At 72.2% G+C, this 22,211-nt stretch carries 20 protein-coding genes and 1 pseudogene; 12 read left to right on the top strand and 9 right to left on the bottom strand.

What is annotated here, in order from left to right; genetic code table 11:
• Positions 1-62: 62 nt before the first annotated feature.
• Positions 63-401 carry a plasmid stabilization protein gene (locus AB0J12_RS11865; RefSeq protein WP_363264112.1) on the top strand — a complete coding sequence of 113 codons (339 nt, stop codon included), beginning with the start codon at positions 63-65 and terminating at the stop codon, positions 399-401.
• 10 nt (positions 402-411) lie between these two features.
• On the opposite strand, the gene AB0J12_RS11860 is transcribed toward AB0J12_RS11865, so the two are convergent.
• A complete protein-coding gene (locus AB0J12_RS11860) occupies positions 412-708 on the bottom strand; it encodes a YciI family protein (RefSeq protein ID WP_363264111.1) in 297 nt (98 codons plus the stop codon).
• Between the two features lie 50 nt (positions 709-758).
• On the opposite strand from AB0J12_RS11860, the gene AB0J12_RS11855 reads away from it, so the two are divergent.
• Complete coding sequence (locus AB0J12_RS11855) at positions 759-1,469, top strand: endonuclease V (protein ID WP_363264110.1); 711 nt, start codon at positions 759-761, stop codon at positions 1,467-1,469.
• On the opposite strand, the gene AB0J12_RS11850 is transcribed toward AB0J12_RS11855, so the two are convergent.
• Positions 1,430-1,618: a hypothetical protein gene (locus AB0J12_RS11850; RefSeq protein WP_363264109.1), complete on the bottom strand. Its 189-nt coding sequence runs from the start codon at positions 1,616-1,618 to the stop codon at positions 1,430-1,432. The genes AB0J12_RS11855 and AB0J12_RS11850 overlap by 40 nt on opposite strands.
• Before the next feature lie 163 nt (positions 1,619-1,781).
• Between AB0J12_RS11850 and AB0J12_RS11845 the strand changes: the two genes are divergently transcribed.
• Positions 1,782-1,928, top strand: a complete 147-nt coding sequence (locus tag AB0J12_RS11845) for a hypothetical protein (RefSeq protein ID WP_363264108.1) — start codon at positions 1,782-1,784, stop codon at positions 1,926-1,928.
• Between the two features lie 35 nt (positions 1,929-1,963).
• Here AB0J12_RS11845 and AB0J12_RS11840 read toward each other — a convergent pair whose 3' ends face one another.
• A complete protein-coding gene (locus AB0J12_RS11840; RefSeq protein ID WP_363264107.1) occupies positions 1,964-3,142 on the bottom strand; it encodes a saccharopine dehydrogenase NADP-binding domain-containing protein in 1,179 nt (392 codons plus the stop codon).
• A gap of 91 nt (positions 3,143-3,233) precedes the next feature.
• Between AB0J12_RS11840 and AB0J12_RS11835 the strand changes: the two genes are divergently transcribed.
• From AB0J12_RS11835 to AB0J12_RS11820, 4 genes are all read left to right on the top strand, one after another.
• Entirely contained in the window at positions 3,234-3,614 is a 381-nt protein-coding gene (locus tag AB0J12_RS11835) for an MmcQ/YjbR family DNA-binding protein (protein WP_363264106.1), read from the top strand.
• A 142-nt stretch (positions 3,615-3,756) separates the two neighbouring features.
• Positions 3,757-4,923 (top strand): CaiB/BaiF CoA-transferase family protein, encoded by a 1,167-nt coding sequence (locus AB0J12_RS11830; protein ID WP_363264105.1) that lies wholly within the window; start codon positions 3,757-3,759, stop codon positions 4,921-4,923.
• Positions 4,920-6,134, top strand: coding sequence for an acetyl-CoA C-acetyltransferase (locus AB0J12_RS11825; protein ID WP_363264104.1), 1,215 nt, complete (start codon positions 4,920-4,922; stop codon positions 6,132-6,134). Before AB0J12_RS11830 ends, AB0J12_RS11825 begins: the two co-directional genes overlap by 4 nt.
• A gap of 42 nt (positions 6,135-6,176) precedes the next feature.
• Positions 6,177-8,357, top strand: a complete 2,181-nt coding sequence (locus AB0J12_RS11820; RefSeq protein WP_363264103.1) for a 3-hydroxyacyl-CoA dehydrogenase NAD-binding domain-containing protein — start codon at positions 6,177-6,179, stop codon at positions 8,355-8,357.
• 9 nt (positions 8,358-8,366) lie between these two features.
• Here the strand turns inward: AB0J12_RS11820 and AB0J12_RS11815 are convergent, their stop codons facing one another.
• On the bottom strand, positions 8,367-9,065 hold the full coding sequence (locus AB0J12_RS11815) for a MerR family transcriptional regulator (RefSeq protein WP_363264102.1): 699 nt from the start codon (positions 9,063-9,065) through the stop codon (positions 8,367-8,369).
• Between the two features lie 251 nt (positions 9,066-9,316).
• Here AB0J12_RS11815 and AB0J12_RS11810 point away from each other — a divergent pair, with 251 nt between their 5' ends.
• The 3 genes and pseudogenes from AB0J12_RS11810 to AB0J12_RS11800 all read left to right on the top strand — a co-directional run bounded on the left by AB0J12_RS11810 (position 9,317) and on the right by AB0J12_RS11800 (position 11,859).
• Positions 9,317-10,774, top strand: a complete 1,458-nt coding sequence (locus AB0J12_RS11810) for an amino acid permease (protein WP_363264101.1) — start codon at positions 9,317-9,319, stop codon at positions 10,772-10,774.
• A 42-nt stretch (positions 10,775-10,816) separates the two neighbouring features.
• A pseudogene (locus tag AB0J12_RS11805) lies at positions 10,817-10,894 on the top strand (Appr-1-p processing protein); the annotation flags it as partial.
• A 47-nt stretch (positions 10,895-10,941) separates the two neighbouring features.
• Entirely contained in the window at positions 10,942-11,859 is a 918-nt protein-coding gene (locus AB0J12_RS11800) for a PfkB family carbohydrate kinase (protein WP_363264100.1), read from the top strand.
• A gap of 166 nt (positions 11,860-12,025) precedes the next feature.
• Here AB0J12_RS11800 and AB0J12_RS11795 read toward each other — a convergent pair whose 3' ends face one another.
• Complete coding sequence (locus AB0J12_RS11795; RefSeq protein ID WP_363264099.1) at positions 12,026-13,522, bottom strand: M1 family metallopeptidase; 1,497 nt, start codon at positions 13,520-13,522, stop codon at positions 12,026-12,028.
• Between the two features lie 213 nt (positions 13,523-13,735).
• On the opposite strand from AB0J12_RS11795, the gene AB0J12_RS11790 reads away from it, so the two are divergent.
• Positions 13,736-15,679, top strand: coding sequence for a Xaa-Pro dipeptidyl-peptidase (locus AB0J12_RS11790; RefSeq protein ID WP_363264098.1), 1,944 nt, complete (start codon positions 13,736-13,738; stop codon positions 15,677-15,679).
• A gap of 19 nt (positions 15,680-15,698) precedes the next feature.
• On the opposite strand, the gene AB0J12_RS11785 is transcribed toward AB0J12_RS11790, so the two are convergent.
• Positions 15,699-16,652 (bottom strand): FAD-dependent oxidoreductase, encoded by a 954-nt coding sequence (locus AB0J12_RS11785; RefSeq protein WP_363264097.1) that lies wholly within the window; start codon positions 16,650-16,652, stop codon positions 15,699-15,701.
• Positions 16,653-16,818: 166 nt separating this feature from the next.
• On the opposite strand from AB0J12_RS11785, the gene AB0J12_RS11780 reads away from it, so the two are divergent.
• Positions 16,819-18,456 carry an ABC-F family ATP-binding cassette domain-containing protein gene (locus AB0J12_RS11780; RefSeq protein WP_363264096.1) on the top strand — a complete coding sequence of 546 codons (1,638 nt, stop codon included), beginning with the start codon at positions 16,819-16,821 and terminating at the stop codon, positions 18,454-18,456.
• Here AB0J12_RS11780 and AB0J12_RS11775 read toward each other — a convergent pair.
• The 3 genes from AB0J12_RS11775 to AB0J12_RS11765 form a co-directional block, all read right to left on the bottom strand.
• A complete protein-coding gene (locus tag AB0J12_RS11775; protein WP_363264095.1) occupies positions 18,453-19,043 on the bottom strand; it encodes a DinB family protein in 591 nt (196 codons plus the stop codon). The genes AB0J12_RS11780 and AB0J12_RS11775 overlap by 4 nt on opposite strands.
• Before the next feature lie 39 nt (positions 19,044-19,082).
• A complete protein-coding gene (locus tag AB0J12_RS11770) occupies positions 19,083-19,655 on the bottom strand; it encodes a putative glycolipid-binding domain-containing protein (RefSeq protein WP_363264094.1) in 573 nt (190 codons plus the stop codon).
• Positions 19,656-19,721: 66 nt separating this feature from the next.
• The gene (locus AB0J12_RS11765; protein ID WP_363264093.1) at positions 19,722-22,127 is read right to left on the bottom strand and encodes a Tex family protein; all 2,406 of its coding nucleotides are present in this window, start codon (positions 22,125-22,127) and stop codon (positions 19,722-19,724) included.
• Positions 22,128-22,211 lie beyond the last annotated feature (84 nt).

Genomic DNA, 22,211 nt, shown 5'->3' with positions numbered 1-22,211 from the left:
GGAGGCGGATTCGGGTGCAATGGGGGTACTCGGGGACCGCATCCGAAAGGAAGTGAACGCACATGCCACGCGGTTCCAGCCCCAAGCGGGAACGCCAGTACGAACACATCAAGGAGAGCGCCGAGGAGCGCGGCGCGAGCACCGGGCGCGCCAAGGAGATGGCCGCACGGACCGTCAACAAGGAACGCGCCCGCTCCGGCGAGTCCAAGACCGCCGGCCGCTCCTCCACCAAGGACATGTCGTCCGGCAAGCGGGGCGGCCAGCGGTCGGGCAAGGGCTCCCAGGGCAAGGGCTCCGAGGGCCAGACCTATGACCAGCTGTACGAGGAGGCCAAGCGCCGGGACATCTCCGGCCGTTCGAACATGAACAAGAGCGAGCTGCAGCGCGCCCTCGGCAAGTGAGCGGTACCGCTCAGCCGAGCGTCTCGCGGTGGCGCTCCAGCTCCGGCGCCGTCTTGGTGGCGATGAACTCGGTGATGCGGTACTCACAGACGCCCGCGGCGACGAAGGGGTCGCTCGCGGCGATCGCCTCTATCTGCGCGCGGTCCCCCGCGACGGCGATGATCACCCCGCCGTCGCGGGGTTCCTTGCGTCCGGAGGCCAGGACGCGGCCCTGGGCGTACAACTCGTCCAGCCAGACGACATGGTCCTTCAGGACGGCGTCGACGGCTTCGAGCGGGGCGGTGTAGATCAGCTCCATCACGAACATGATCGCGAGCCTACGCCGGGTCGCGGCGACATCGTAGGCTCATGGTCATCATGACGACCGTACGCGTTCCCGCGGGCTGGCCCGCGACCGAGGAAGAGGCCCGGGCGGTCCAGGACGGGCTGCGGGCCCGGGTGGTGCTCGACGAGCCGGGGCCGCAGCCGGGCACCGGGCACGTCACCGGCGTCGACGTGGCCTATGACGACGAGCGTGATGTCGTCGCCGCGGCGGCCGTCGTCCTGGACGCCGCGACCCTCGGTGTCGTCGCCGAGGCCACGGCCGTCGGCCAGGTCTCCTTCCCCTACGTGCCCGGGCTGCTCGCCTTCCGCGAGGTACCGACGGTGCTGGCCGCGCTCCACGCCCTGCCCTGTCCGCCGGGCCTGGTCGTCTGCGACGGCTACGGCCTCGCCCACCCCCGCCGTTTCGGGCTCGCCAGCCACCTCGGCGTGGTCACCGGGTTGCCCACCATCGGCGTCGCCAAGAACCCGTTCACCTTCGCCTACGACGAGCCGGACGCGCCCCGCGGCTCCTCCTCGCCGCTCCTGGCCGGCGAGGAGGAGGTCGGCCGGGCGCTGCGCACCCGCGACGGCGTCAAGCCGGTGTTCGTGTCCGTGGGTCACCGCGTGAGCCTCGCCGGCGCCTGCGCCCACACACTTGCGCTGACGCCGGCCTACCGGCTGCCGGAAACCACCCGCCGGGCCGACGCGCTGTGCCGCCGGGCGCTTCAGGAGGCGACGACCCGCCAGGCACCCACCTCCTTGTAGCCCGAGTCGTACACGGCCGACCCGTCGCCGGTCTGCAGCGGACAGTGGCGGACGTTGCCGGCCCAGTACCGCAGGATCCGGCTCAGCTCCCGCGCCTTGTCCTCGCTGCTCGCCGCCTCGTCCAGGGTGATGTCGAGAAGGAATCTCATACGTTCCATCGTTTCATTGACGCGCCCAGTGAGACTTTTGGCGACGGCGGCAAGGAGAGCCTGCACGGTGCCGGTGAAAGTCTCACGGCAGGGTGCATCTGAGTACGCGTACTGAGTACCCGTACGGATGTGCGGCGGGCAGGGCACCGGAAGGCTGACCCGCATGACGACACATCGCGCCGCCAAGCCCCTCAACGACCCCGCCCGGCCCGTCGAACGCGCCGTGAACGCCGCGCTCGCCCTCGCCGTGCTCGCCGGGCTCGGCTGGATCTGCGCGATGATCTACACGGTGGTGTCCTGGCCGCTGTAGCCGCGCCTGAGCCGGGCGGACCGCCGGACGCCGCCTCAGCGGCGCGCCGCGACCCGGAAGACGATTCCCGCCGCCCGCAGCCGCTCGGTGAGGGCCTCACCCATCGCCACCGCCGTGGTGACCTGGCCCGACGTCGGCGGCAGGTCGTCGAAGGACAGGGACAGGGCCGCCTCGGCGAAGATCTTCGCGGTCTCGCCGTAGCCGGGGTCGCCGCCCGACACCTCGGTGAAGACGCGCCGGCCGCCGCCTTCGCCGACGAAGCGCACGCGGAACCAGCTGCGGGCCCGCTTCTCGGCGTCCGGCCCCTCCCCGGGGCGGACCCGGTCCGACAACCAGCGGCGTGCCGACGGCACTTGGGCGGCGACGGCCACCGCGCCCACGGCCGCGATCCCGCCGGCCGCGACCGGCAGCCGGCGCACGGCCGCGTAGTGGCGGTAGCGGAAGTCGGGTCCGTAGCGGTCCAGGGACCGTGCCGACCGCTGGACGACCTGCGGGTCGATGGTCGGCAGCGGCAGCGCCCACGCGCCGATGTCGCGCGCGTAGTGCGGCACGCCGATCGGCGCGGTCGCCCGGCGCCCCACCAGCCGCGGCTCGTGCCGCGCGCGGTCCCGGGCCGCCGCCACCATCTGCCGTCCGCGCGCGAACTGGTTCAGCGCCGAGGCCAGCGTCCCGCCCGAGAAGGCCGCGTCGGCCGACACGAAGCCGTCCACGGTCAGCGGCACGTCCGGCGGCAGCTGCCCCACCGTGAACAGCACCCCCAGGTCGTGCGGTACGGAGTCGAAGCCGCACGCGTGCACGAGGCGCGCACCCGTCTCCCGCGCGCGTGCGTCGTGCCGGACGTACATCAGGTCCACGAACTCCGGCTCACCGGTGAGGTCGAGATAGTCCGCGCCGGTGTCCGCGCAGGCGGCGACGAGCTGCTCGCCGTAACGGATGTACGGCCCGACCGTGGACGCCACCACGCGCGCGTGCTCGGCGAGTTCCCGCAGGGACGCGGCGTCGGCGACGTCGGCCCGCAGCATCCCGATCCGCTCGCCGCCGGGCAGCCGCTCCCGCAGCCGCTCAAGTTTCGACGTGTCGCGTCCGGCCACCGCCCAGCGCAGGTCGGCGGGCGCGTGCGCGGCGAGGTACTCCGCGGTGAGCGTCCCGACGAAGCCGGTGGCTCCGAAGAGCACGATGTCGTACGGACGGTCCGTCCTGTTCAGCCTGCTCATGACACCCCTCGCCTTGTTCGGCCGCGCCGCTGTCGGTGGCCGAGGCTAGCGTGAGGAGTGCGTGAGCGGATGACGAGCCCGGAGGTGGCGGATGGCCGTGGCCGAAAGCGTCCGGAGAAAGTGGGAGAAAGTACGCGGGTTCGCCCTGTCCCTGCCGGGTGCGGCCGAGGAGTTCCCCTGGGGTGAGACGGTCGCCAAGGTGAACAAGAAGGTGTTCGCCTTCCTCGGCGTGGACGACGGCGGCCACCCCATGGCGGTGACCGTGAAACTCACGGACGAGGCGGCCCACGCCCATGCCCTGTCATCCCCGGGCGCCGAACCCGCCGGGTACGGCCTGGGCAGAGCGGGCTGGGTGCGCATCCCGCTCCAGGAGCCGGGCGCCCCGGCGGCCGAGCTGCTGTGCGACTGGGTGGAGGAGAGCTACCGCACCATCGCGCCCAGGCGGCTTGTCGCCGAACTGGACGCCGGGTGAGGCGGGCGGCGGATCGGAGGCCGATCGGCCGGCGGCGGCCCATAATTGGCTAAGCGCTTGCTCGCTCGGGTCTTGTGCCCGGTGGAACACGTTCTTAGCATCACTGGTGTTACATCGGTTGTGTCACAGCGAGGGGGCCTGGATGGCCACGGCACCGACGACGCCCGCGCAGGGGCCGCTGACCGGCGTGCGCGTGGTCGAGCTGGCCGGTATCGGCCCCGGTCCGTTCGCCGCCATGCTCCTGGCCGACCTCGGCGCCGACGTCGTCCGTGTCGACCGCCCCGGTGGCCCCGGCCTCGGCATCGACCCGGCGTACGACGTCACCAACCGCAACAAGCGCTCGGTGGTGGTCGACCTGAAGGACCCCGGCGGACCGCAGTGCGTCCTCGCCCTGGCCGCCCGCGCCGACCTCCTCATCGAGGGCTACCGTCCCGGCGTCGCCGAGCGCCTCGGCGTCGGCCCGGAGGCCTGCCACGCCCGCAACCCGAAACTGGTCTACGGCCGCATGACCGGCTGGGGCCAGGACGGCCCGCTCGCCGACCGCGCAGGTCACGACATCGGCTACATCGCCGTCACCGGCACCCTCGGCATGATCGGCGGCCCCGACCAGCCGCCCCCGCCCCCGGCCAACCTCCTCGGCGACTACGCGGGCGGCTCCCTCTACCTCGTCGTCGGCCTCCTCGCCGCGCTGCACCACGCGCGCGCGTGCGGCACCGGGCAGGTCGTCGACGCCGCGATCGTCGACGGCACCGCCCATCTGTCGGCGATGATCCACGGCATGCTCGCGGCCGGCAGCTGGCAGGACCGGCGCGGCGCCAACCTCCTCGACGGCGGCTGCCCCTTCTACGGCACCTACGAGACCGCCGACGGCCGGTACATGGCGGTGGGCGCGCTCGAGCCGCGGTTCTACGACGCGTTCACGGACCTGCTCGGCATCGACGGCGAGGTCCCGGCCCGGCACGAGGTCGCCCGCTGGGGCGAGCTGAGCGAGGCGGTCGCCGCCCGCTTCAAGGCCCGTACCCAGGACGAGTGGACGGCCGTCTTCGAGGGCTCCGACGCCTGCGTGGCGCCCGTGCTGTCGCTCCGCGAGGCCCCGCACCACCCCCACCTCGCCGCCCGCTCCACCTTCACCGACCACGGCGGCATCACCCAGCCCGCCCCGGCGCCGCGTTTCTCCGCGACCCCCGCCACCATCCGCAGCGGCCCGGCGCGACCCGGCGCCGACACCGCGGACGTGGCCCGCGACTGGGACGTACCCGAACTGCTGCCCCCGCCTTCCTCCCACCCTCAGCGAAAGGCCTCCTCGTGAGCACCGAAGCGTACGTGTACGACGCCATCCGCACCCCGCGCGGACGCGGCAAGGCAGGCGGCTCCCTGCACGGCACCAAGCCCGTCGACCTGGTCGTCGGCCTCATCCACGAGATCCGCGCCCGCTTCCCGGGCCTGGACCCGGCGGCGGTCGACGACATCGTGCTCGGCGTGGTCGGCCCGGTCGGCGACCAGGGCTCCGACATCGCACGGATCGCCGCGATCGCCGCCGGCCTGCCCGACACGGTCGCCGGCGTGCAGGAGAACCGCTTCTGCGCCTCCGGTCTGGAGGCGGTCAACCTGGCCGCCGCCAAGGTCCGTTCCGGCTGGGAGGACCTGGTCCTCGCGGGCGGAGTGGAGTCGATGTCCCGGGTGCCGATGGCCTCCGACGGCGGCGCCTGGTTCAACGACCCGATGACCAACCTCGCCACCAACTTCGTGCCGCAGGGCATCGGCGCCGACCTCATCGCCACCATCGAGGGCTTCACCCGCCGGGACGTCGACGAGTACGCGGCCCTGTCCCAGGAGCGCGCGGCCACCGCCTGGAAGGAAGGCCGCTTCGAGCGGTCCGTCGTACCCGTGAAGGACCGCAGCGGCCTCGTCGTCCTCGACCACGACGAGCACCCGCGCCCCGGCACCACCGCCGACTCCCTCGCCAAGCTCAAGCCGTCCTTCGCGGACATCGGCGAACTGGGCGGCTTCGACGCGGTCGCGCTGCAGAAGTACCACTGGGTGGAGCAGATCGACCACGTCCACCACGCGGGCAACTCCTCCGGCATCGTCGACGGCGCCTCCCTCGTCGCCATCGGCTCCAAGGAGGTCGGCGAGCGCTACGGCCTCACCCCGCGCGCCCGGATCGTCTCCGCCGCGGTCTCCGGGTCCGAGCCCACCATCATGCTCACCGGCCCCGCCCCCGCCACCCGCAAGGCCCTCGCCAAGGCCGGACTGACCATCGACGACATCGACCTCGTCGAGATCAACGAGGCGTTCGCGGCGGTCGTGCTGCGCTTCGTGAAGGACATGGGCCTGTCGCTGGACAAGGTCAACGTCAACGGCGGCGCCATCGCGCTCGGCCACCCGCTCGGCGCGACCGGCGCGATGATCCTCGGCACCCTCCTCGACGAACTGGAGCGCCAGGACAAGCGCTACGGCCTCGCCACCCTGTGCGTGGGCGGCGGCATGGGCATCGCCACCGTCGTCGAGCGCATCTGACCTTCCCACCGGATCACCACGGACCATCACGGAGCAGCTTCCATGAGCACTGAGCCCACCACCATCCGCTGGGAACAGGACGACACCGGTGTCGTCACCCTCGTCCTCGACGACCCCAACCAGTCCGCCAACACCATGAACCAGGCCTTCCGCGACTCGCTGGCCGCGGTCGCCGACCGCCTGGAGGCCGAGAAGGACTCGATCCGCGGCGTCATCGTCACCTCCGCCAAGAAGACCTTCTTCGCCGGCGGCGATCTGCGCGACCTCATCCGGGTCACCCCCGAGACCGCGCAGGACCTCCTCGACGGCGGCATGGCCATCAAGCGCAACCTGCGCCGCATCGAGACCCTCGGCAAGCCCGTCGTCGCCGCGATCAACGGCGCGGCCCTGGGCGGCGGTTACGAGATCGCGCTGGCCTGCCACCACCGCGTCGCCCTGGACGCCCCCGGCTCCAGGATCGGCTGCCCGGAGGTCACCCTCGGCCTGCTGCCCGGAGACGGCGGCGTCGTGCGCACCGTCCGGCTGCTCGGCATCACCGACGCCCTGCTGAAGGTCCTCCTCCAGGGCACCCAGTACAACCCGCGCCGCGCCCTCGACAACGGCCTGGTGGACGAGGTCGTCGACAGCCGCGAGGAGCTTCTCGCCCGGGCCCGCGCCTTCATCGACGCCCACCCCGAGTCCCAGCAGCCCTGGGACCGCCCCGGCTACCGCATCCCCGGCGGCACCCCGGCGAGCCCGAAGTTCGCCGCCAACCTGCCCGCCTTCCCGGCCAGCCTGCGCAAGCAGACGGGCGGCGCCCCCTACCCGGCGCCGCGCAACATCCTCGCCGCCGCCGTCGAGGGCGCCCAGGTCGACTTCGAGACCGCGCAGATCATCGAGGCCCGCTACTTCGTGGAGCTGGCCGCGGGCCAGACCTCGAAGAACATGATCCAGGCGTTCTTCTTCGACCTGCAGGCCGTCAACTCCGGCGCCAACCGCCCGAAGGGCGTCGAGCCGCGCACGGTCCGCAAGGTCGCCGTGCTCGGCGCCGGCATGATGGGCGCCGGCATCGCCTACTCCTGCGCCCGCGCCGGCATCGACGTCGTCCTCAAGGACGTCGCCCTGGAAGCCGCAGTCAAGGGCAAGGGCTACTCCGAGAAGCTGTGCGCCAAGGCCGTCGCCAAGGGCCGTACGACGCAGGAGAAGGCCGACGCGCTGCTCGCCCGCATCACGCCCACCGCCGATGCCGCCGACCTCGCGGGCTGCGACGCGGTCATCGAGGCCGTGTTCGAGGACACCGCGCTCAAGCACAAGGTGTTCCAGGAGATCGAGTCCGTCGTCGCGCCGGACGCGCTGCTGTGCTCGAACACGTCCACGCTGCCCATCACCACGCTCGCCGAAGGCGTCGAGCGGCAGACCGACTTCATCGGGCTGCACTTCTTCTCGCCGGTCGACAAGATGCCCCTGGTGGAGATCATCAAGGGCGAGCGCACCGGGGACGAGGCCCTCGCCCGCGCCTTCGACCTGGTGCGCCAGATCAACAAGACGCCGATCGTCGTCAACGACTCGCGCGGCTTCTTCACCTCCCGCGTCATCGGCCACTTCATCAACGAGGGCGTGGCCATGGTCGGCGAGGGCATCGAGCCCGCGTCGGTCGAGCAGGCCGCGGCCCAGGCCGGCTACCCGGCCAAGGTGCTCTCCCTGATGGACGACCTGACGCTGACCCTGCCCCGCAAGATCCGGAACGAGACGAAGCGGGCCGTGGAGGAGTCCGGCGGCACCTGGACGGCGCACCCGGCCGAGGCCGTCATCGACCGGATGGTCGACGAGTTCGGCCGCACCGGCCGCAGCGGCGGCGCCGGTTTCTACGAGTACGGCGAGGACGGCAAGCGGCTGCGCCTGTGGCCTGGCCTGCGCGAGCACTTCACGCAGGAGGAGCGCGAGATCCCCTTCCGCGACATGCAGGAGCGCATGCTGTTCTCCGAGGCGCTGGACACCGTCCGGTTGCTGGAGGAGGGGGTGCTGACCTCGGTCGCCGACGCCAACATCGGCTCGATCCTCGGCATCGGCTTCCCCGGCTGGACGGGCGGCGTGCTGCAGTACATCAACGGCTACGACGGCGGTCTGCCCGGCTTCGTGGCACGCGCGCGTGAGCTCGCCGAGCGCTACGGCGAGCGCTTCACGCCGCCGGCGCTGCTGGTGGAGAAGGCGGAGACGGGGGAGACGTTCACGGACGGGCGCTGAGCGGCCGGATCACTCATCGGCGCTGTCCAGCCACTCCCGCAGCTCATCCTTCAGCGACCGCTGGAAGGTCGTGAGCAGGGCCTGCACCACCAGTGGGTGCATATGGGCGGACAGTGACTTCACATCCTGCGGGCCGCGGTCGGCAACCGCGGCCCGCAGCAGTCCCGACAGTTCCCGCGCGGCCGCACGGGAGTGCTCGATCAGGGCGGTACGCGCGGTGAGGACCGTCTCCTGCGACAGCGGTACGTCCAGCAGCTCGACGCCGAGCCGCAGCAGCCCGGCGTCGACGCGGAACGCGTCCCCGTCCGGCACGGCCACGTCCATGGCCGTCAGCCGCCGCAGGTCTTCGTCGCCGAGCGCGCGGCCCGCCCGCCGCTCCAGCTCCTCGCGGCTCACCGACTCCACCGTGTCCGGCGCCCACGACGCCACCACCGCGCGGTGCAGGGCGAGGTCGCGGGCGCTCAGGTCGGCCGGGAGCTGCCGCAGATACCGCTCGATCGCCGCCAGCGTCATCCCCTGGCGCTGGAGCTCCTCGATCAGCGCCAGGCGCGCGAGATGACCGGCGCCGTAGCGGCCCACCCGGCGCGGGCCCAGCACGGGCGGCGGGAGCAGACCCTTGGTGCTGTAGAAACGGACCGTGCGTACGGTGACGCCCGCGCGGGCGGCCAGCTCGTCGATCGTGAGGGTCGGCTCCTCGGTCGTCGTCATGTGCAGCAGTATCACTGTCTCACCGGTGCTGTGACACCCGTCGTGCGAGGAGTGGCCGTTCATCCGCCCTGGTGAACGCGCCGTGAACCCCATGTGAGAAGAACCGCTCTGTGACATGGACCATCGCATGAGAAGTGATCTAGCTGGGAAGCTGCTGCCTTGGTCTGTGCCGTGAGGGGGTGGTGCGGGCCAAGCCACGTACGAGTCCCGAGGGCAACCCGCTCGGGCCGCACCAGAGAGTGGAACCACCCGTGAGCAAGGAAGCCGTGCACACGGCACAGGCCGCCGCCCACCCCGCGGCGACCGCAACGCCCGCGGACGCGGGCGACGCCGGTTACAGCAAGGACCTCAAGCACCGCCACGTCAACATGATCGCGATCGGCGGCGCGATCGGCACCGGCCTCTTCCTGGGCGCCGGTGGCCGACTGCACAACGCGGGCCCCGCCCTCGCGCTGGCCTACCTCGTCTGCGGCATCTTCGCCTTCTTCGTGGTGCGGGCGCTCGGCGAGCTGGTCCTCTACCGCCCCTCCTCCGGATCCTTCGTGTCGTACGCGCGCGAGTTCCTCGGCGAGAAGGGCGCATACGTCGCCGGCTGGATGTACTTCCTGAACTGGTCGACGACCGGTATCGCCGACATCACCGCGATCGCGCTGTACACGCACTACTGGAGCCTGTTCACGCCCATCCCGCAGTGGGTGCTGGCGCTGATCGCGCTCGCGGTGGTGCTCGCCGTGAACCTCATCTCCGTGAAGATCTTCGGCGAGATGGAGTTCTGGTTCTCGATCGTCAAGGTGGCCACGCTCGTCGCCTTCATGCTGATCGGCATCTTCCTGCTGGCCACGCAGCACGAGGTCGGCGGTCACACGCCCGGCCTCAGCATGGTCACCGACCATGGCGGCGTCTTCCCGCACGGCGTCATGCCGGTCGTCCTGGTCATGCAGGGCGTGATCTTCGCGTACGCGGCGCTGGAACTGGTCGGTGTCGCGGCCGGCGAGACCTCCGAGCCCGAGAAGGTCGTCCCGCGCGCGGTGAACTCGATCATGTGGCGGGTCGGTCTGTTCTACGTCGGTTCCGTCGTCCTGCTGGCGCTGCTGCTGCCGGGGTCGGTGTACTCCGGTGACCAGAGCCCCTTCGTGACCGTGCTGTCGAAGATCGGCGTGCCGGCGGCCGGCGACGTGATGAACCTCGTCGTCCTGACCGCGGCCATGTCCTCGCTGAACTCCGGCCTGTACTCCACCGGGCGCATCCTGCGCTCCATGGCGATGGCGGGCTCGGCGCCGAAGTTCACCCGCGTGATGAGCCGCACCCAGGTGCCGTACGGCGGCATCCTGCTGACCTGCGGCATCTGTGTGCTCGGCGTGGGCCTGAACTACCTGATGCCCAGCCAGGCCTTCGAGATCGTGCTGAATGTGGCCTCCCTCGGCATCATCAGCACCTGGGTGATCATCATGATCTGCCACCTGGTCTTCGTGCGCCGGGCCAAGGCGGGCCTGGTCACCCGGCCGCACTTCCGCCTGCCGGGCAGCCCCGTCACCGAGATCGCGACGGTGGCGTTCCTGCTGGCCTGCCTCGGCATGATGTGGAACGACCCCGAGGTCGGCCGCAAGACGCTGCTCCTGATCCCGCTGATCGCGGTGCTCCTGGTCGCAGGCTGGTTCGCCGTCCGCCGCCGCGTGGCCCAGAACGCGGAGCGCGAAGTCACGCAGTAGCAGCCCATGGCCACTGTCAGTGGCACCCCCTAGGGTGGCGTCATGTCGGAGATCACATATGTCCGGGGTGACGCCACCGCGCCGCCGGTCAAGGGCGTCAAGCTGATCGCCCACGTCTGCCGGTCACGGCAGAGCGCCGTGACGGTCCACGACCACGGGGAGGGGCAGTGAGCCGGGACCTCGACGTTCTCGTGCTGGGCGGGGCCGGGGTGGACACGATCGTCCAGGTGCCCGAGCTGCCGCTGCCCTATGCCGACAGTTACATGATCGACTCCGGCATCCGCACCCGCGCCGGACAGACCGGCGACTTCGTCTCGCTCGGCCTCGCCGCCCTGGGCCTCGCCGTCCACCATGTCGACCTGCTCGGCGACGACCCGGAGGGCGACCTGGTGCGCGCCCTGCACCGCGACCACGGCATCGCGCTGACCGCGGTCCCGCAGCCGGCCGGCACCAAACGCGCGGTGAACCTGGTCGGCCCGGACGGCCGCCGTCTGTCGCTGTACGACACCAGCCGCAGCCGCCCCGGCGACGGGCTGCCCGAGGACACCGTCCGCCGCCTCGCCGTCACCGCCCGGCACGCGCATGTGTGCATCACCCAGCCGTGCGCCGACGCCCTGCCGGTGCTGCGCGCGGCCGGCGTGACGATCTCCACCGACCTGCACGACTGGGACGGCGAGAACCCCTACCACGAGCAGTTCGCCTACGAGGCCGACATCGTCTTCCTGTCCGCCGCCGCGCTGAGGGACCCCGAGGGCACCCTGCGCCGCATCGCCGCCCGGGGCCGGGCCCGTCTCGCGGTCGCGACGGCCGGGGCGGAGGGCGCCCACCTGCTGGCCGACGGCGCCCTGACCCGCATACCGGTGGCGCCGCCGCCCGCACCGGTGGTGGACTCCAACGGTGCGGGCGATGCCTTCGCCGCCGGCTTCCTCTTCGGCTTCCTGACCGGCGAGCCGCCCCAGCGCTGCGCCTTCTACGGCGCACTGGCCGGCGCCCACGCCTGCACGGTCCCGGCGTCCCGCACGGCCGCCCTCGGCCGCGCCGAGCTCCTGGCCCGGGCGACCGAGGCGGAACCCGTCACCGGCTAGCCGACCCGGGGCCACAGCCCCGTCTCGGCCGGCAGGCCCGGCGTCGCACCCTCCGTGTCGGCCGGCAGGCCCGGAGTCGCACCCCCGCCGGTCGGCCGGGTCGGCGTCAGCCTCCGCGTCGGCCGGCAGGGCCTGCGTCATCCGCCCGCCGGCCCCCGCCTTTCGCTCAGTGCCCGTGCACCTCGTTCGTCGCCGCGATCTTCTTCCAGGACTTCGGCTGGGCGGCCGGGGCCGCCGAGGTCCGGGCGAAGGATTCCGCGCGGGCCGCCGGAGCGCTCGGCTTCACCGGCTGGTACAGCCAGGTGTCGAAGAGGGCCGCGAGCGGCTTGCCGGAGACCTGCTCGGCGTAGCGCTGGAAGTCGGCCACCGACGCGTTGCCGTACGCGTACCGCTGCGGCCAGCCCTTCAGGATCCTGAAGAACGCGTCGTCACCGATCTCGTTGCGCAGCGCCTGGATGGCCAGCGCGCCGCGGTCGTAGACCGCGATGTCGAACTGGTCGTCCGGACCCGGGTCGCCCGGCTTCACCGTCCAGAAGGGGTCGTCGGCCGGGTGCGAGGCGTAGGTGTAGTCCGCGAGTTCCTGCGCGGTGCCCTCACCCTCGTGCTCCGACCACAGCCACTGCGCGTACCGCGCGAAGCCCTCGTTGATCCAGATGTCCTTCCAGCTCCTGAGCGACACACTGTCGCCCCACCACTGGTGGGCCAGCTCGTGCACGACGACGGAGGTGTTCGCGCCGTTCGCGAACTGCCGCGGGCTGTAGTAGACGCGCGTCTGGGTCTCCAGCGCGTACCCGGTGGTCGTGTTGGGCACATAGCCGCCCGCCGACGAGAACGGGTACGGGCCGAAGTAGCCGCTCAGCCAGTCGACGAGCTCCCCGGTGCGCTCCACGCTCGCCCGGGCCGCGCCGTCGTTGTCGCCGAGGTCCTTGCTGTAGGCGTTGACGACCGGGACGCCGCCCTCGGAGGTGGACGTGGTGAGGTCGAACCTGCCCAGCGCCAAGGTGGCCAGATACGTCGCCTGCGGCTTGTTCTCGCGCCAGTTCCACCGGGTCCAGCCGAGCTTGGAACTCGTCGACTGCAGGGTGCCGTTGGACAGGGCCTGCGTCCCGTCGGGCACGAGTACCGACACGTCGTAGGTGGCCTTGTCCAGCGGATGGTCGTTGCTGGGGAACCACCACCAGGCCGCTTCCGGCTCGTTCGCCCCGATGCCGCCGTCCGGGGTGCGGTGCCAGCTCGTGAAGCCGTACGCCTTCTTCGACGACGGCACCCCGCTGTAGCGCACGACGACGGTGACCGCCGTCCCCTTCGGCAGCGGTGTCCTCGGCGTGATCACCAGCTCGTGCTCGCCCGACGCCGTGAAGGCCGCCTTGGCCCCGTTGACCCGGACCTCGCTCACATCCAGCAGGAAGTCCAGGTCGAACCGCGACAGATCCTGCGTGGTCCGCGCCAGGATCGTCGCCGTGCCCTCCAACTCGTCCGTGGCCGGCTGGTACTTCAGCCTCAGGTCGTAGTGGGAGACGTCGTATCCGCCGTTGCCGTAGGCCGGGTAGTAGGGGTCGCCGATGCCCGGGGCGCCGGGGGAGAAGCTCGCCGCCGATGCCGGGATCGCCAGCAGGACGGAGGCGGCGGCCAGTGCGCCCGGCGCGATGATTCTGCGGTGCACGAAAGCTCCAAGTCGTAGGGGACCGAAGTTCGTTCGAGCCTATTGAGTCCCTCCGCCCCCGGTCATGTCCATGGCCCCTCCTGTCACACGATCGCCATTCAGCCGTCATGACCGAAGCCGTTCCACACTCCTCACCGACTGCTCGCCCGACACGGCTCACCGGCCCCCGTCTGCGCTCTTCTGCACGGGAGTTGACCGATGTACCGTCCGCGCATGCCGAAACGCACCCGCTTCACGACCACAAGAACGCTCGTGACAGCCGCGGTCGCCGCCCTGGTGGCCGCTCTCCTCACCCCGGCCGCCGCGCACGCCACCCCGCGCGAGAGCCGGCCCGTCTACTCGTACGCGCACGCCATCCGCGAAGCCGTCTGGGTGGACACCGGACTCGACGGCGACGGCGACGGCCGCACCGACCGCGTCGCCGCGGACATCGTCCGGCCCCGCGAACCTGCCGCGCAGGGTCGCAAGGTGCCCGTCATCATGGACGCCAGCCCCTACTACTCCTGCTGCGGCCGCGGCAACGAGAGCCAGAAGAAGACCTACGACGCACACGGCGACATCGTCCGGATGCCGCTGTTCTACGACAACTACTTCGTTCCGCGCGGTTACGCCGTCGTCGGCGTCGACCTCGCCGGTACCAACCGCTCCGACGGCTGCGTCGACGTCGGCGGCCGCTCCGACGTCCTGTCCGCCAAGGCCGTGATCGACTGGCTGAACGGCCGCGCGAAGGCGTACACCTCCCGTACCGGCACCACCACCGTCACGGCCGGCTGGACCGACGGCCGCACCGGAATGATCGGCAAGAGCTGGGACGGCACCGTCGCCAACGGCGTCGCCGCGACCGGCGTCAAGGGCCTGAAGACCGTCGTCCCGATCAGCGCGATCTCCTCCTGGTACGACTACTACTTTCAGCAGGGCGCTCCGCTGTACGACTCCGGCCCCGAGTGGCTGTCCGACTACGTCGAGAGCCCCGACGCCCACGCCAAGTGCGCGGCCGTACAGCAGAAGTTGGTCGACGGCGCGCCCCGCAGCGGCGACTGGACGCCCCTGTGGACCGAGCGCGACTACGTGAAGGACGCGAAGAAAGTCCGCGCCAGCGTCTTCCTCGTGCACGGCATGCAGGACCTCAACGTGCGTACCAAGCACCTCGGCCAGTGGTGGGACGCCCTCGCGAAGAACGGCGTGAAGCGCAAGATCTGGCTCTCCCAGACCGGGCACGTCGACCCCTTCGACTTCCGCCGCGCCCCGTGGGTCGACACCCTGCACCGCTGGTTCGACCACGAACTCCTCGGCTACGACAACGGCATCGACCGCGAACCGATGGCCGACATCGAACGCCACCCCGACCAGTGGGTGACCTCACACAGCTGGCCCCCGAGCGGCATCCGGCTCACCACCCTGCGGCCCGCCCCCGGCACCGAGTCCGGCGTCGGCACCCTCGGTCTGCGCCCGGCCACCGGCACCGCGACCTTCACCGACGACCCGAAGCACAGCGAGACCGACTGGGCGGCCCAGATCGACCGGCCGACCCCCGACAAGGCCGGCTTCACCACCGCGCCGCTCATCCGCGACCTGCGTCTGTCCGGCTCCTCCAAGGTCACCGTCACCGCGACGCCGACCACCACCACGGCCCATCTGTCGGCGGTCCTCGTCGATGTCGGCCCGGCCACTGTCCGGGACTACGCCGACGCCGGCGAGGGCATCACCACCCTCACCGACCGCACCTGCTGGGGCGCGAGCACCGCGGGCGACAGTGCCTGCTTCAAGGAGACGCGGGCCAAGACCACCGACGTCGGCTACACCGTCGTCAGCCGCGGCTGGGCCGACCTCGGCACCTGGGCCCACCCCGGCAAGGGCGCGCCGCTCGTCCCGGGCCGGCCGTACACGATCACCGTCGACCTGGCGGCGACCGACCACGTCGTGCCCAAGGGCCACCGGCTGGCGCTGATCGTGGCCGGCACCGACAAGGACCTCATCGATCCGCCGTCCACCACCCCGACCCTCACCCTCGACCTGTCCCGGACCTCCGCCCGGCTCCCGCTGGCCGGCGGTGCCGGTGCCTTCGCCCGCGCCACGGCCGGAGCGGCCACCCCGGCCCAGCACCCGACGACGCTGAACGGCGTGCACGGGCCGCGCACCACCCCGCGCGTGCCCTGAACCCCACGAGAGCCGCCTCTCAGGAGGGGGCGGCCAACGCGGCCGCCTCCTCCGCACAACCCCACGCCACGGTGACGCCCGCGCCGCCGTGCCCGTAGTTGTGCACCACCACCCGCCCGTCCGGCCGCGGTGCGCGCTCCAGCCGGACCGCGTCCCGGGCGGGCCGCAGCCCCACCCGGTGTTCCAGGACGCGCGCCCCGGCCACCTCCGGCCGCAGCGCCGCACACCGCCGCACGATCGCCTCGGCCACGGCCGGGTCGGGTTCGGTGGACCAGTCGCCGTCCTGCGCTGTGCCGCCCAGCAGCAGACGGTCCGGGTGCGGCAGCAGATAGGCCAACTCGCCCTCGGCGGTGGTCGAGACGATCCAAGTGCGCACGCCGGGGTTCTCCACCACGACCAACTGCCCCCGCACCGGCCGCACCGCCGGATCGGGGACGAGCCGACGGGCGCCCAGACCCGTGCAGTTGACCACCACCGCGGCCGGCACCCGGTCCAGATCGGACACCGTGCGCTCCTCGACGATCCCGCCCGCCGCCGTGAACCGCCGCCGCAGCCACGGCAGATGCACCGCCATGTCGATCAGCGGCAGCCGCGTCCACACCCCCGACCCGGCGTACTCCTCCTGCACGGAGGCCCGCAGCCCCGGCAGCCGGGCGGCCGCCCACCCCGCGACCTCGTCCAGCTCCGTCTCGCCCAGCACCCCGTCGACCAGGCGCACGCCGGTCGCCTCCGGGCGCTCCGCCAGCTCCTCGTACACGTCCAGGGAGCGCAGCGCCCACGCCCGCGCCGAGGCCACCGGTTTGATGTGGTACGGCCACCACAGCGCACCGGCGACCCCCGATGTCGTCCGCTCCGCCGGGTCCCGCGTCCACACGCGCACCCGCCGGCCACGCTCGGCGAGCACCACGGCGGTGGTCAGCCCCACGACCCCGCCACCGACCACGATCACGTCGTCCCTGCGCTCACTCTCCACACCGGGACGGTAGCGGAATGCGTCATGCAGCACCTCGCCGTGCCGGGTGCGGCTGACGGCGTACCGCGTGGACCGGCCCTCGTCACACCCACGGGATCTGCGACGGCGTCCTCGAGACCGGCAGCCACCGCATCCCGCTGGACGCCCCGTTAGGATCGGCGCCCTGATGACTGCCACTCTCGTCGCCAAGAACCTCGCCGCCGGGCACGGCGACCGCTCGCTCTTCTCCGGGCTCGACCTCGTCGTCGCGCCCGGCGACGTGATCGGGCTGGTCGGTGCCAACGGCGCGGGCAAGTCCACGCTGCTGACCATGCTCGCCGGGCTCCTCCCGCCCGAGCAGGGCGAGCTGCGCCTGTCCCCGCCGACGGCCACCGTGGGCCACCTCCCGCAGGAACCGGAGCGGCGGCCGGGGGAGACGGTCCGGGAGTTCCTGGCCCGCCGCACCGGCGTCGCCGCCGCGCAGCGCGCCATGGACGAGGCCACGCAGGGGCTGGTCGACGGGGCGCCCGGCGCGGACGACGCGTACGCGGTGAGCCTGGAGCGCTGGCTCGCCCTCGGCGGCGCCGACCTCGACGAGCGCGCGGAGGAGGTCGCCGACTCCCTCGGTCTGGCCGTGGGCCTGGACCAGCCGATGACGTCGCTGTCCGGCGGCCAGGCGGCACGCGCCTCCCTCGCCTCACTCCTGCTGTCGCGCTACGACGTCTTCCTCCTCGACGAGCCCACCAACGACCTGGACCTGGACGGCCTGGAGCGTCTCGAACGCTTCGTGAGCGGGCTGCGCGCGGCCACGGTCGTCGTCAGCCACGACCGCGAGTTCCTCACCCGCACGGTCACCAAGGTGCTCGAACTCGACCTCGTCCAGCAGCGGATCAACCTCTACGGCGGCGGCTACGACGCCTACCTGGAGGAGCGCGAGGTGGCCCGCCGCCATGCCCGCGACGACTACGACGAGTACGCCGACAAGAAGTCCGCGCTGGAGGACCGGGCGCGCACCCAGCGCGCCTGGATGGACAAGGGGGTGAAGAACGCCCGGCGCAAGGCGGGCGACAACGACAAGATCGGCCGCAAGTTCCGCAGCGAGGCCAGCGAGAAGCAGGCCGCGAAGGCCCGCCAGACGCAGCGGCTGATCGAGCGCCTCGACGTCGTCGAGGAGCCGCGCAAGGAGTGGGAGCTGCGCATGGAGATCGCCTCCGCCCCGCGCTCCGGCGCGGTCGTGGCGACCCTGCGCGACGCCGAGGTCCGGCGCGGCGACTTCACCTTCGGCCCGGTCTCCCTGCAGATCGACTGGGCGGACCGGGTGGCGGTCACCGGTGCGAACGGCGCCGGCAAGTCCACGCTGCTCGGCGCCCTGCTCGGCCGTGTCCCCCTGGACGCCGGGCACGCCGCGCTCGGCTCGGGGGTGCTGGTCGGCGAGGTCGACCAGGCGCGGCGGCTGTTCCACGGCCCGGAGTCCCTGCTGGACGCGTTCTGCGCGGCCGTCCCCGACACCGAACCGGCCGAGGTCCGCACACTGCTCGCCAAGTTCGGCCTCAAGGCCGGCCATGTGATGCGCCCGGCGGCGACGCTCTCCCCGGGCGAGCGCACCCGGGCCGCCCTGGCGCTGCTGCAGGGCCGGGGCGTCAACCTCCTCGTCCTCGACGAGCCGACCAACCACCTCGACCTGCCGGCCATCGAGCAACTGGAATCCGCGCTCGACGCCTACGAGGGCACCCTGCTCCTGGTCACCCACGACCGCCGCATGCTGGACGCCGTCCACGTCACCCGCCGCCTGGAGGTCGCGGACGGCAAGGTCATCGAACGCTAGGGGGCGTCTCCGTCGTACAGGCCGGCCGCCTCCTTCGCCGCCCGCTCCACGCGGGCCACGTGCCCGGGGTCGTGCGGTGCCACGTTGGCGCCGCCCGCCCGCTGGCCCGCGGTGCCGTCGATCAGCTCCCGGACGATGTCGGCGTGCCCGGCGTGCCGGTGCGTCTCGCCGATCATGTGCGTGAGCACCCGGTGCAGGGTCAGTTCGACGCCGGGGCCGCCGGGCAGTCGGCCCACCGCGTCCAGCGGCAGCGCCTCGATCGTGGCGTCCGCGTGCGCCCACGCCCGCCGGTACCCGGCGACGATCCGTGCGCGGGGCTCCTCGGGCCGGGCCCACAGGTCAGCGTCCGGTTCGGCGTCGCCCGCGATCCACAGTGCCGGCCCGTCGAAGGGCCGCCCGAAGGTCGCGCCGAAGTACAGTGCCTCGGCGCCGGTCAGGTGCTTCACCAGGCCCAGCAGATTGGTGCCGGTCGGAGTCAGCGGACGGCGCACGTCGTACTCCGGAAGTCCCTCCAGCTTCCAGAGCATGACCTCGCGGGCGTCCTGGAGGCAGCGGCGCAGGTCTTCCTTGGGTTCGGTCGCGGTCATGCGGCCAGTCTGCCGACGCGACGATCTTCCCTCACCCTGTTATTCCGCCGCGATCCGTGTCGCCAGCTGCGGATAGTGGACGACGAACCCGTCCGCGTCGATCTCCAGGTCGCTGCGGAAGGAGCCGGAGGCGTAGCGGACGCGGCCGCCTCCGCCGGACAGGCGGGCGAGATGGGTGTAGGTCTGCCGGGACGGGCGTACCACCAGGCCCGGCACCGACACCCAGGCCATCAGGAACTCCTGCTCGCCCACCGCCCGGTGCAGCGCGTGGCGCAGCAGCGGCATGGTGTTGGTGAGCGGGCTGAGCCCGAGGTCGCAGTCGAGGGCGCCGGTCAGCGGGGGCAGGGGTTCCCCGTCGGCGCTCCAGCCGCCGCGGCCGTCGTGGCGCAGCTCCAGGGTGCGGGTGCGGGCGGCGGTCTCCGCGGTCACCCGCAGCCGCCGCGTGACGAAGTCCTCCGCGGTTTCCAGCTCGTAGGAGATCCAGTACGGCTCCGGCGTGGTGCCGACCGCCCGCCCCCGGGCGTGCAGGGCGCCCTGGCCGCAGTCGACCCACGCGGTCTCGTACCCACCGCTCGCCGGCACGTCCCAGGTGAGCACACGCGAAGTGGTCATACGGCCACTGTACGAGCGCGCCCGGCTCCGCCCCTGCCGGAGCGGAACCGGGCGCCCCGAAACGGCCTAGCGGCGGCCCTTCTTGTCGCCGCCCAGCAGCCCCGCGCGACGCAGCGCGTCGGCCATGGCGCTGTTCGCCGGAGCCGCGGCCGGAGCCTGACGGCCACCGCCGCCGCCCCCGGCACCACCGCCGCCCCCGCCCCCGCGGCCCTGACGCTGCTGCGGCGGGCGTCCGCCGCGCTGCCGGCCGCCGCCGGGAGAGGCGGACTTCTCCTGGGGGGCAGCCTCGTCGTCGAGACGCAGGGTCAGCGAGATCCGCTTGCGCGGGATGTCGACCTCGAGGACCTTCACCTTCACGATGTCGCCGGGCTTGACGACGTCGCGCGGGTCCTTGACGAACGTCTTCGACATCGCGGAGACGTGCACCAGCCCGTCCTGGTGGACACCGACGTCGACGAAGGCACCGAAGGCGGCCACGTTGGTGACGACGCCCTCGAGGATCATCCCGGAGGCGAGGTCGGAGATCTTCTCGACGCCCTCCTTGAAGGTGGCCGTCTTGAAGGCGGGCCGCGGGTCGCGGCCGGGCTTCTCGAGCTCCTTGAGGATGTCGGTGACGGTCGGCAGACCGAACGTGTCGTCGACGAACTCCTGCGGCCGCAGCGAGCGCAGCACCGCGGTGTTGCCGATCAGGGAGGCGACCTCCTGCCCGGTGTTCTTCACCATGCGGCGCACCACCGGGTAGGCCTCGGGGTGCACGCTGGAGGCGTCCAGCGGGTCGGTGCCCCCGCGGATGCGCAGGAAGCCGGCGCACTGCTCGTACGCCTTCGGGCCGAGCCGCGGCACCTTCTTCAGCTGCGCGCGGGAGGTGAAGGGGCCGTTGGCGTCACGGTGCGCCACGATGTTCTCGGCGAGCCCTGAGGTGATGCCGGAGACGCGGGCCAGCAGGGGCGCGGACGCGGTGTTGACGTCGACACCGACGCCGTTCACACAGTCCTCCACGACCGCGTCCAGCGAGCGGGACAGCTTCACCTCGGACAGGTCGTGCTGGTACTGGCCGACGCCGATCGACTTCGGGTCGATCTTCACCAGCTCGGCCAGCGGGTCCTGCAGCCGGCGCGCGATGGACACCGCGCCGCGCAGCGACACGTCCATGTCGGGCAGCTCCTGCGAGGCGAACGCCGACGCCGAGTACACCGAGGCGCCGGCCTCCGACACCATCACCTTGGTGAGGTTCAGCTCCGGGTGCTTGGTGATCAGCTCACCGGCGAGCTTGTCGGTCTCGCGGGAGGCGGTGCCGTTGCCGATGGCGATCAGCTCGACCGCGTGCTCCTTGGCGAGCCGGGCCAGCTTGGCGATCGCCTCGTCCCACCGGTTCGCCGGGACGTGCGGATGGATGACGTCCGTCGCGACGACCTTGCCGGTGGCGTCGACGACGGCGACCTTGACGCCCGTACGGAAACCGGGGTCGAGACCGAGCGTCGCGCGCGTGCCCGCGGGGGCGGCGAGCAGCAGGTCCCGCAGGTTGGCGGCGAAGACGCCCACGGCGTCGTCCTCGGCGGCCGTGCGCAGCCGCAGCCGCAGGTCGATGCCCAGGTGGACGAGGATGCGGGTGCGCCAGGCCCAGCGGACGGTGTCCTTCAGCCACTTGTCACCCGGCCGCCCGCGGTCGGAGATCCCGAACTTCGCGGCGACGATGCCCTCGTACGACGACGGGCCGTCCGTGGGCTCCTCCGGCTCCAGGACGAGGTCGAGGACCTCTTCCTTCTCGCCGCGCAGCATCGCCAGGACGCGGTGCGAGGGCAGCTCGGTGAACGGCTCGGCGAAGTCGAAGTAGTCGGCGAACTTGGCGCCCGCCTCCTCCTTGCCCTCGCGCACCTTCGCGGTCAGCCGGCCCCGTACCCACATGCGCTCGCGCAGCTCGCCGATCAGGTCGGCGTCCTCGGAGAACCGCTCGGTGAGGATCGCGCGGGCGCCGTCCAGGGCCGCCTGCGGGTCGGCGACGCCCTTGTCGGCGTCGACGAAGGCCGCGGCCGCCGCGAGCGGGTCGACGGACGGGTCGCCGAGCAGTCCCTCGGCCAGCGGCTCGAGACCCGCCTCGCGGGCGATCTGCGCCTTGGTGCGCCGCTTGGGCTTGTACGGGAGGTAGATGTCCTCCAGCCGCGCCTTGGTCTCGGCGCCGCGGATCCGCGCCTCCAGCTCGTCGGTGAGCTTGCCCTGCTCGCGCACCGACTCCAGGATCGCCGTCCGGCGCTCCTCCAGCTCGCGCAGATAGCGCAGCCGCTCCTCGATCGTGCGCAGCTGCGCATCGTCGAGCATCTCGGTCGCTTCCTTGCGGTAGCGCGCGACGAAGGGCACCGTCGAACCGCCGTCGAGCAACTCCACGGCGGCCTTGACCTGCCGCTCCCGTACGCCGAGCTCCTCGGCGATCCTGCCTTCGATGGACCCTACTTCGATGGATCCGGGTGTCGTCACGATCCCGTACCGCCTTCTCCACATCGGGTTGCGCGGCAATTGTGGCAGGCGGCACCGACAACGGGGATCAGGGCGTGCCCCCGG

This window comes from Streptomyces sp. NPDC049915 (genome assembly GCF_040656475.1).
Classification (GTDB): domain Bacteria; phylum Actinomycetota; class Actinomycetes; order Streptomycetales; family Streptomycetaceae; genus Streptomyces.
The sequence above is the reverse complement of the archived record's forward strand: the minus strand, read 5'-3'. Positions and strand labels throughout refer to the sequence as shown.

Excerpts from the sequence above, each read along its gene's own strand:
- AB0J12_RS11865 (WP_363264112.1), top strand. The coding sequence starts at position 63 with ATGCCACGCGGTTCCAGCCCCAAGCGGGAACGCCAGTACGAACACATC.
- AB0J12_RS11860 (WP_363264111.1), bottom strand. The coding sequence starts at position 708 with ATGTTCGTGATGGAGCTGATCTACACCGCCCCGCTCGAAGCCGTCGAC.
- AB0J12_RS11855 (WP_363264110.1), top strand. The coding sequence starts at position 759 with ATGACGACCGTACGCGTTCCCGCGGGCTGGCCCGCGACCGAGGAAGAG.
- AB0J12_RS11850 (WP_363264109.1), bottom strand. The coding sequence starts at position 1,618 with ATGAGATTCCTTCTCGACATCACCCTGGACGAGGCGGCGAGCAGCGAG.
- AB0J12_RS11845 (WP_363264108.1), top strand. The coding sequence starts at position 1,782 with ATGACGACACATCGCGCCGCCAAGCCCCTCAACGACCCCGCCCGGCCC.
- AB0J12_RS11840 (WP_363264107.1), bottom strand. The coding sequence starts at position 3,142 with ATGAGCAGGCTGAACAGGACGGACCGTCCGTACGACATCGTGCTCTTC.
- AB0J12_RS11835 (WP_363264106.1), top strand. The coding sequence starts at position 3,234 with ATGGCCGTGGCCGAAAGCGTCCGGAGAAAGTGGGAGAAAGTACGCGGG.
- AB0J12_RS11830 (WP_363264105.1), top strand. The coding sequence starts at position 3,757 with ATGGCCACGGCACCGACGACGCCCGCGCAGGGGCCGCTGACCGGCGTG.
- AB0J12_RS11820 (WP_363264103.1), top strand. The coding sequence starts at position 6,177 with ATGAGCACTGAGCCCACCACCATCCGCTGGGAACAGGACGACACCGGT.
- AB0J12_RS11815 (WP_363264102.1), bottom strand. The coding sequence starts at position 9,065 with ATGACGACGACCGAGGAGCCGACCCTCACGATCGACGAGCTGGCCGCC.
- AB0J12_RS11790 (WP_363264098.1), top strand. The coding sequence starts at position 13,736 with ATGCCGAAACGCACCCGCTTCACGACCACAAGAACGCTCGTGACAGCC.
- AB0J12_RS11780 (WP_363264096.1), top strand. The coding sequence starts at position 16,819 with ATGACTGCCACTCTCGTCGCCAAGAACCTCGCCGCCGGGCACGGCGAC.
- AB0J12_RS11775 (WP_363264095.1), bottom strand. The coding sequence starts at position 19,043 with ATGACCGCGACCGAACCCAAGGAAGACCTGCGCCGCTGCCTCCAGGAC.
- AB0J12_RS11770 (WP_363264094.1), bottom strand. The coding sequence starts at position 19,655 with ATGACCACTTCGCGTGTGCTCACCTGGGACGTGCCGGCGAGCGGTGGG.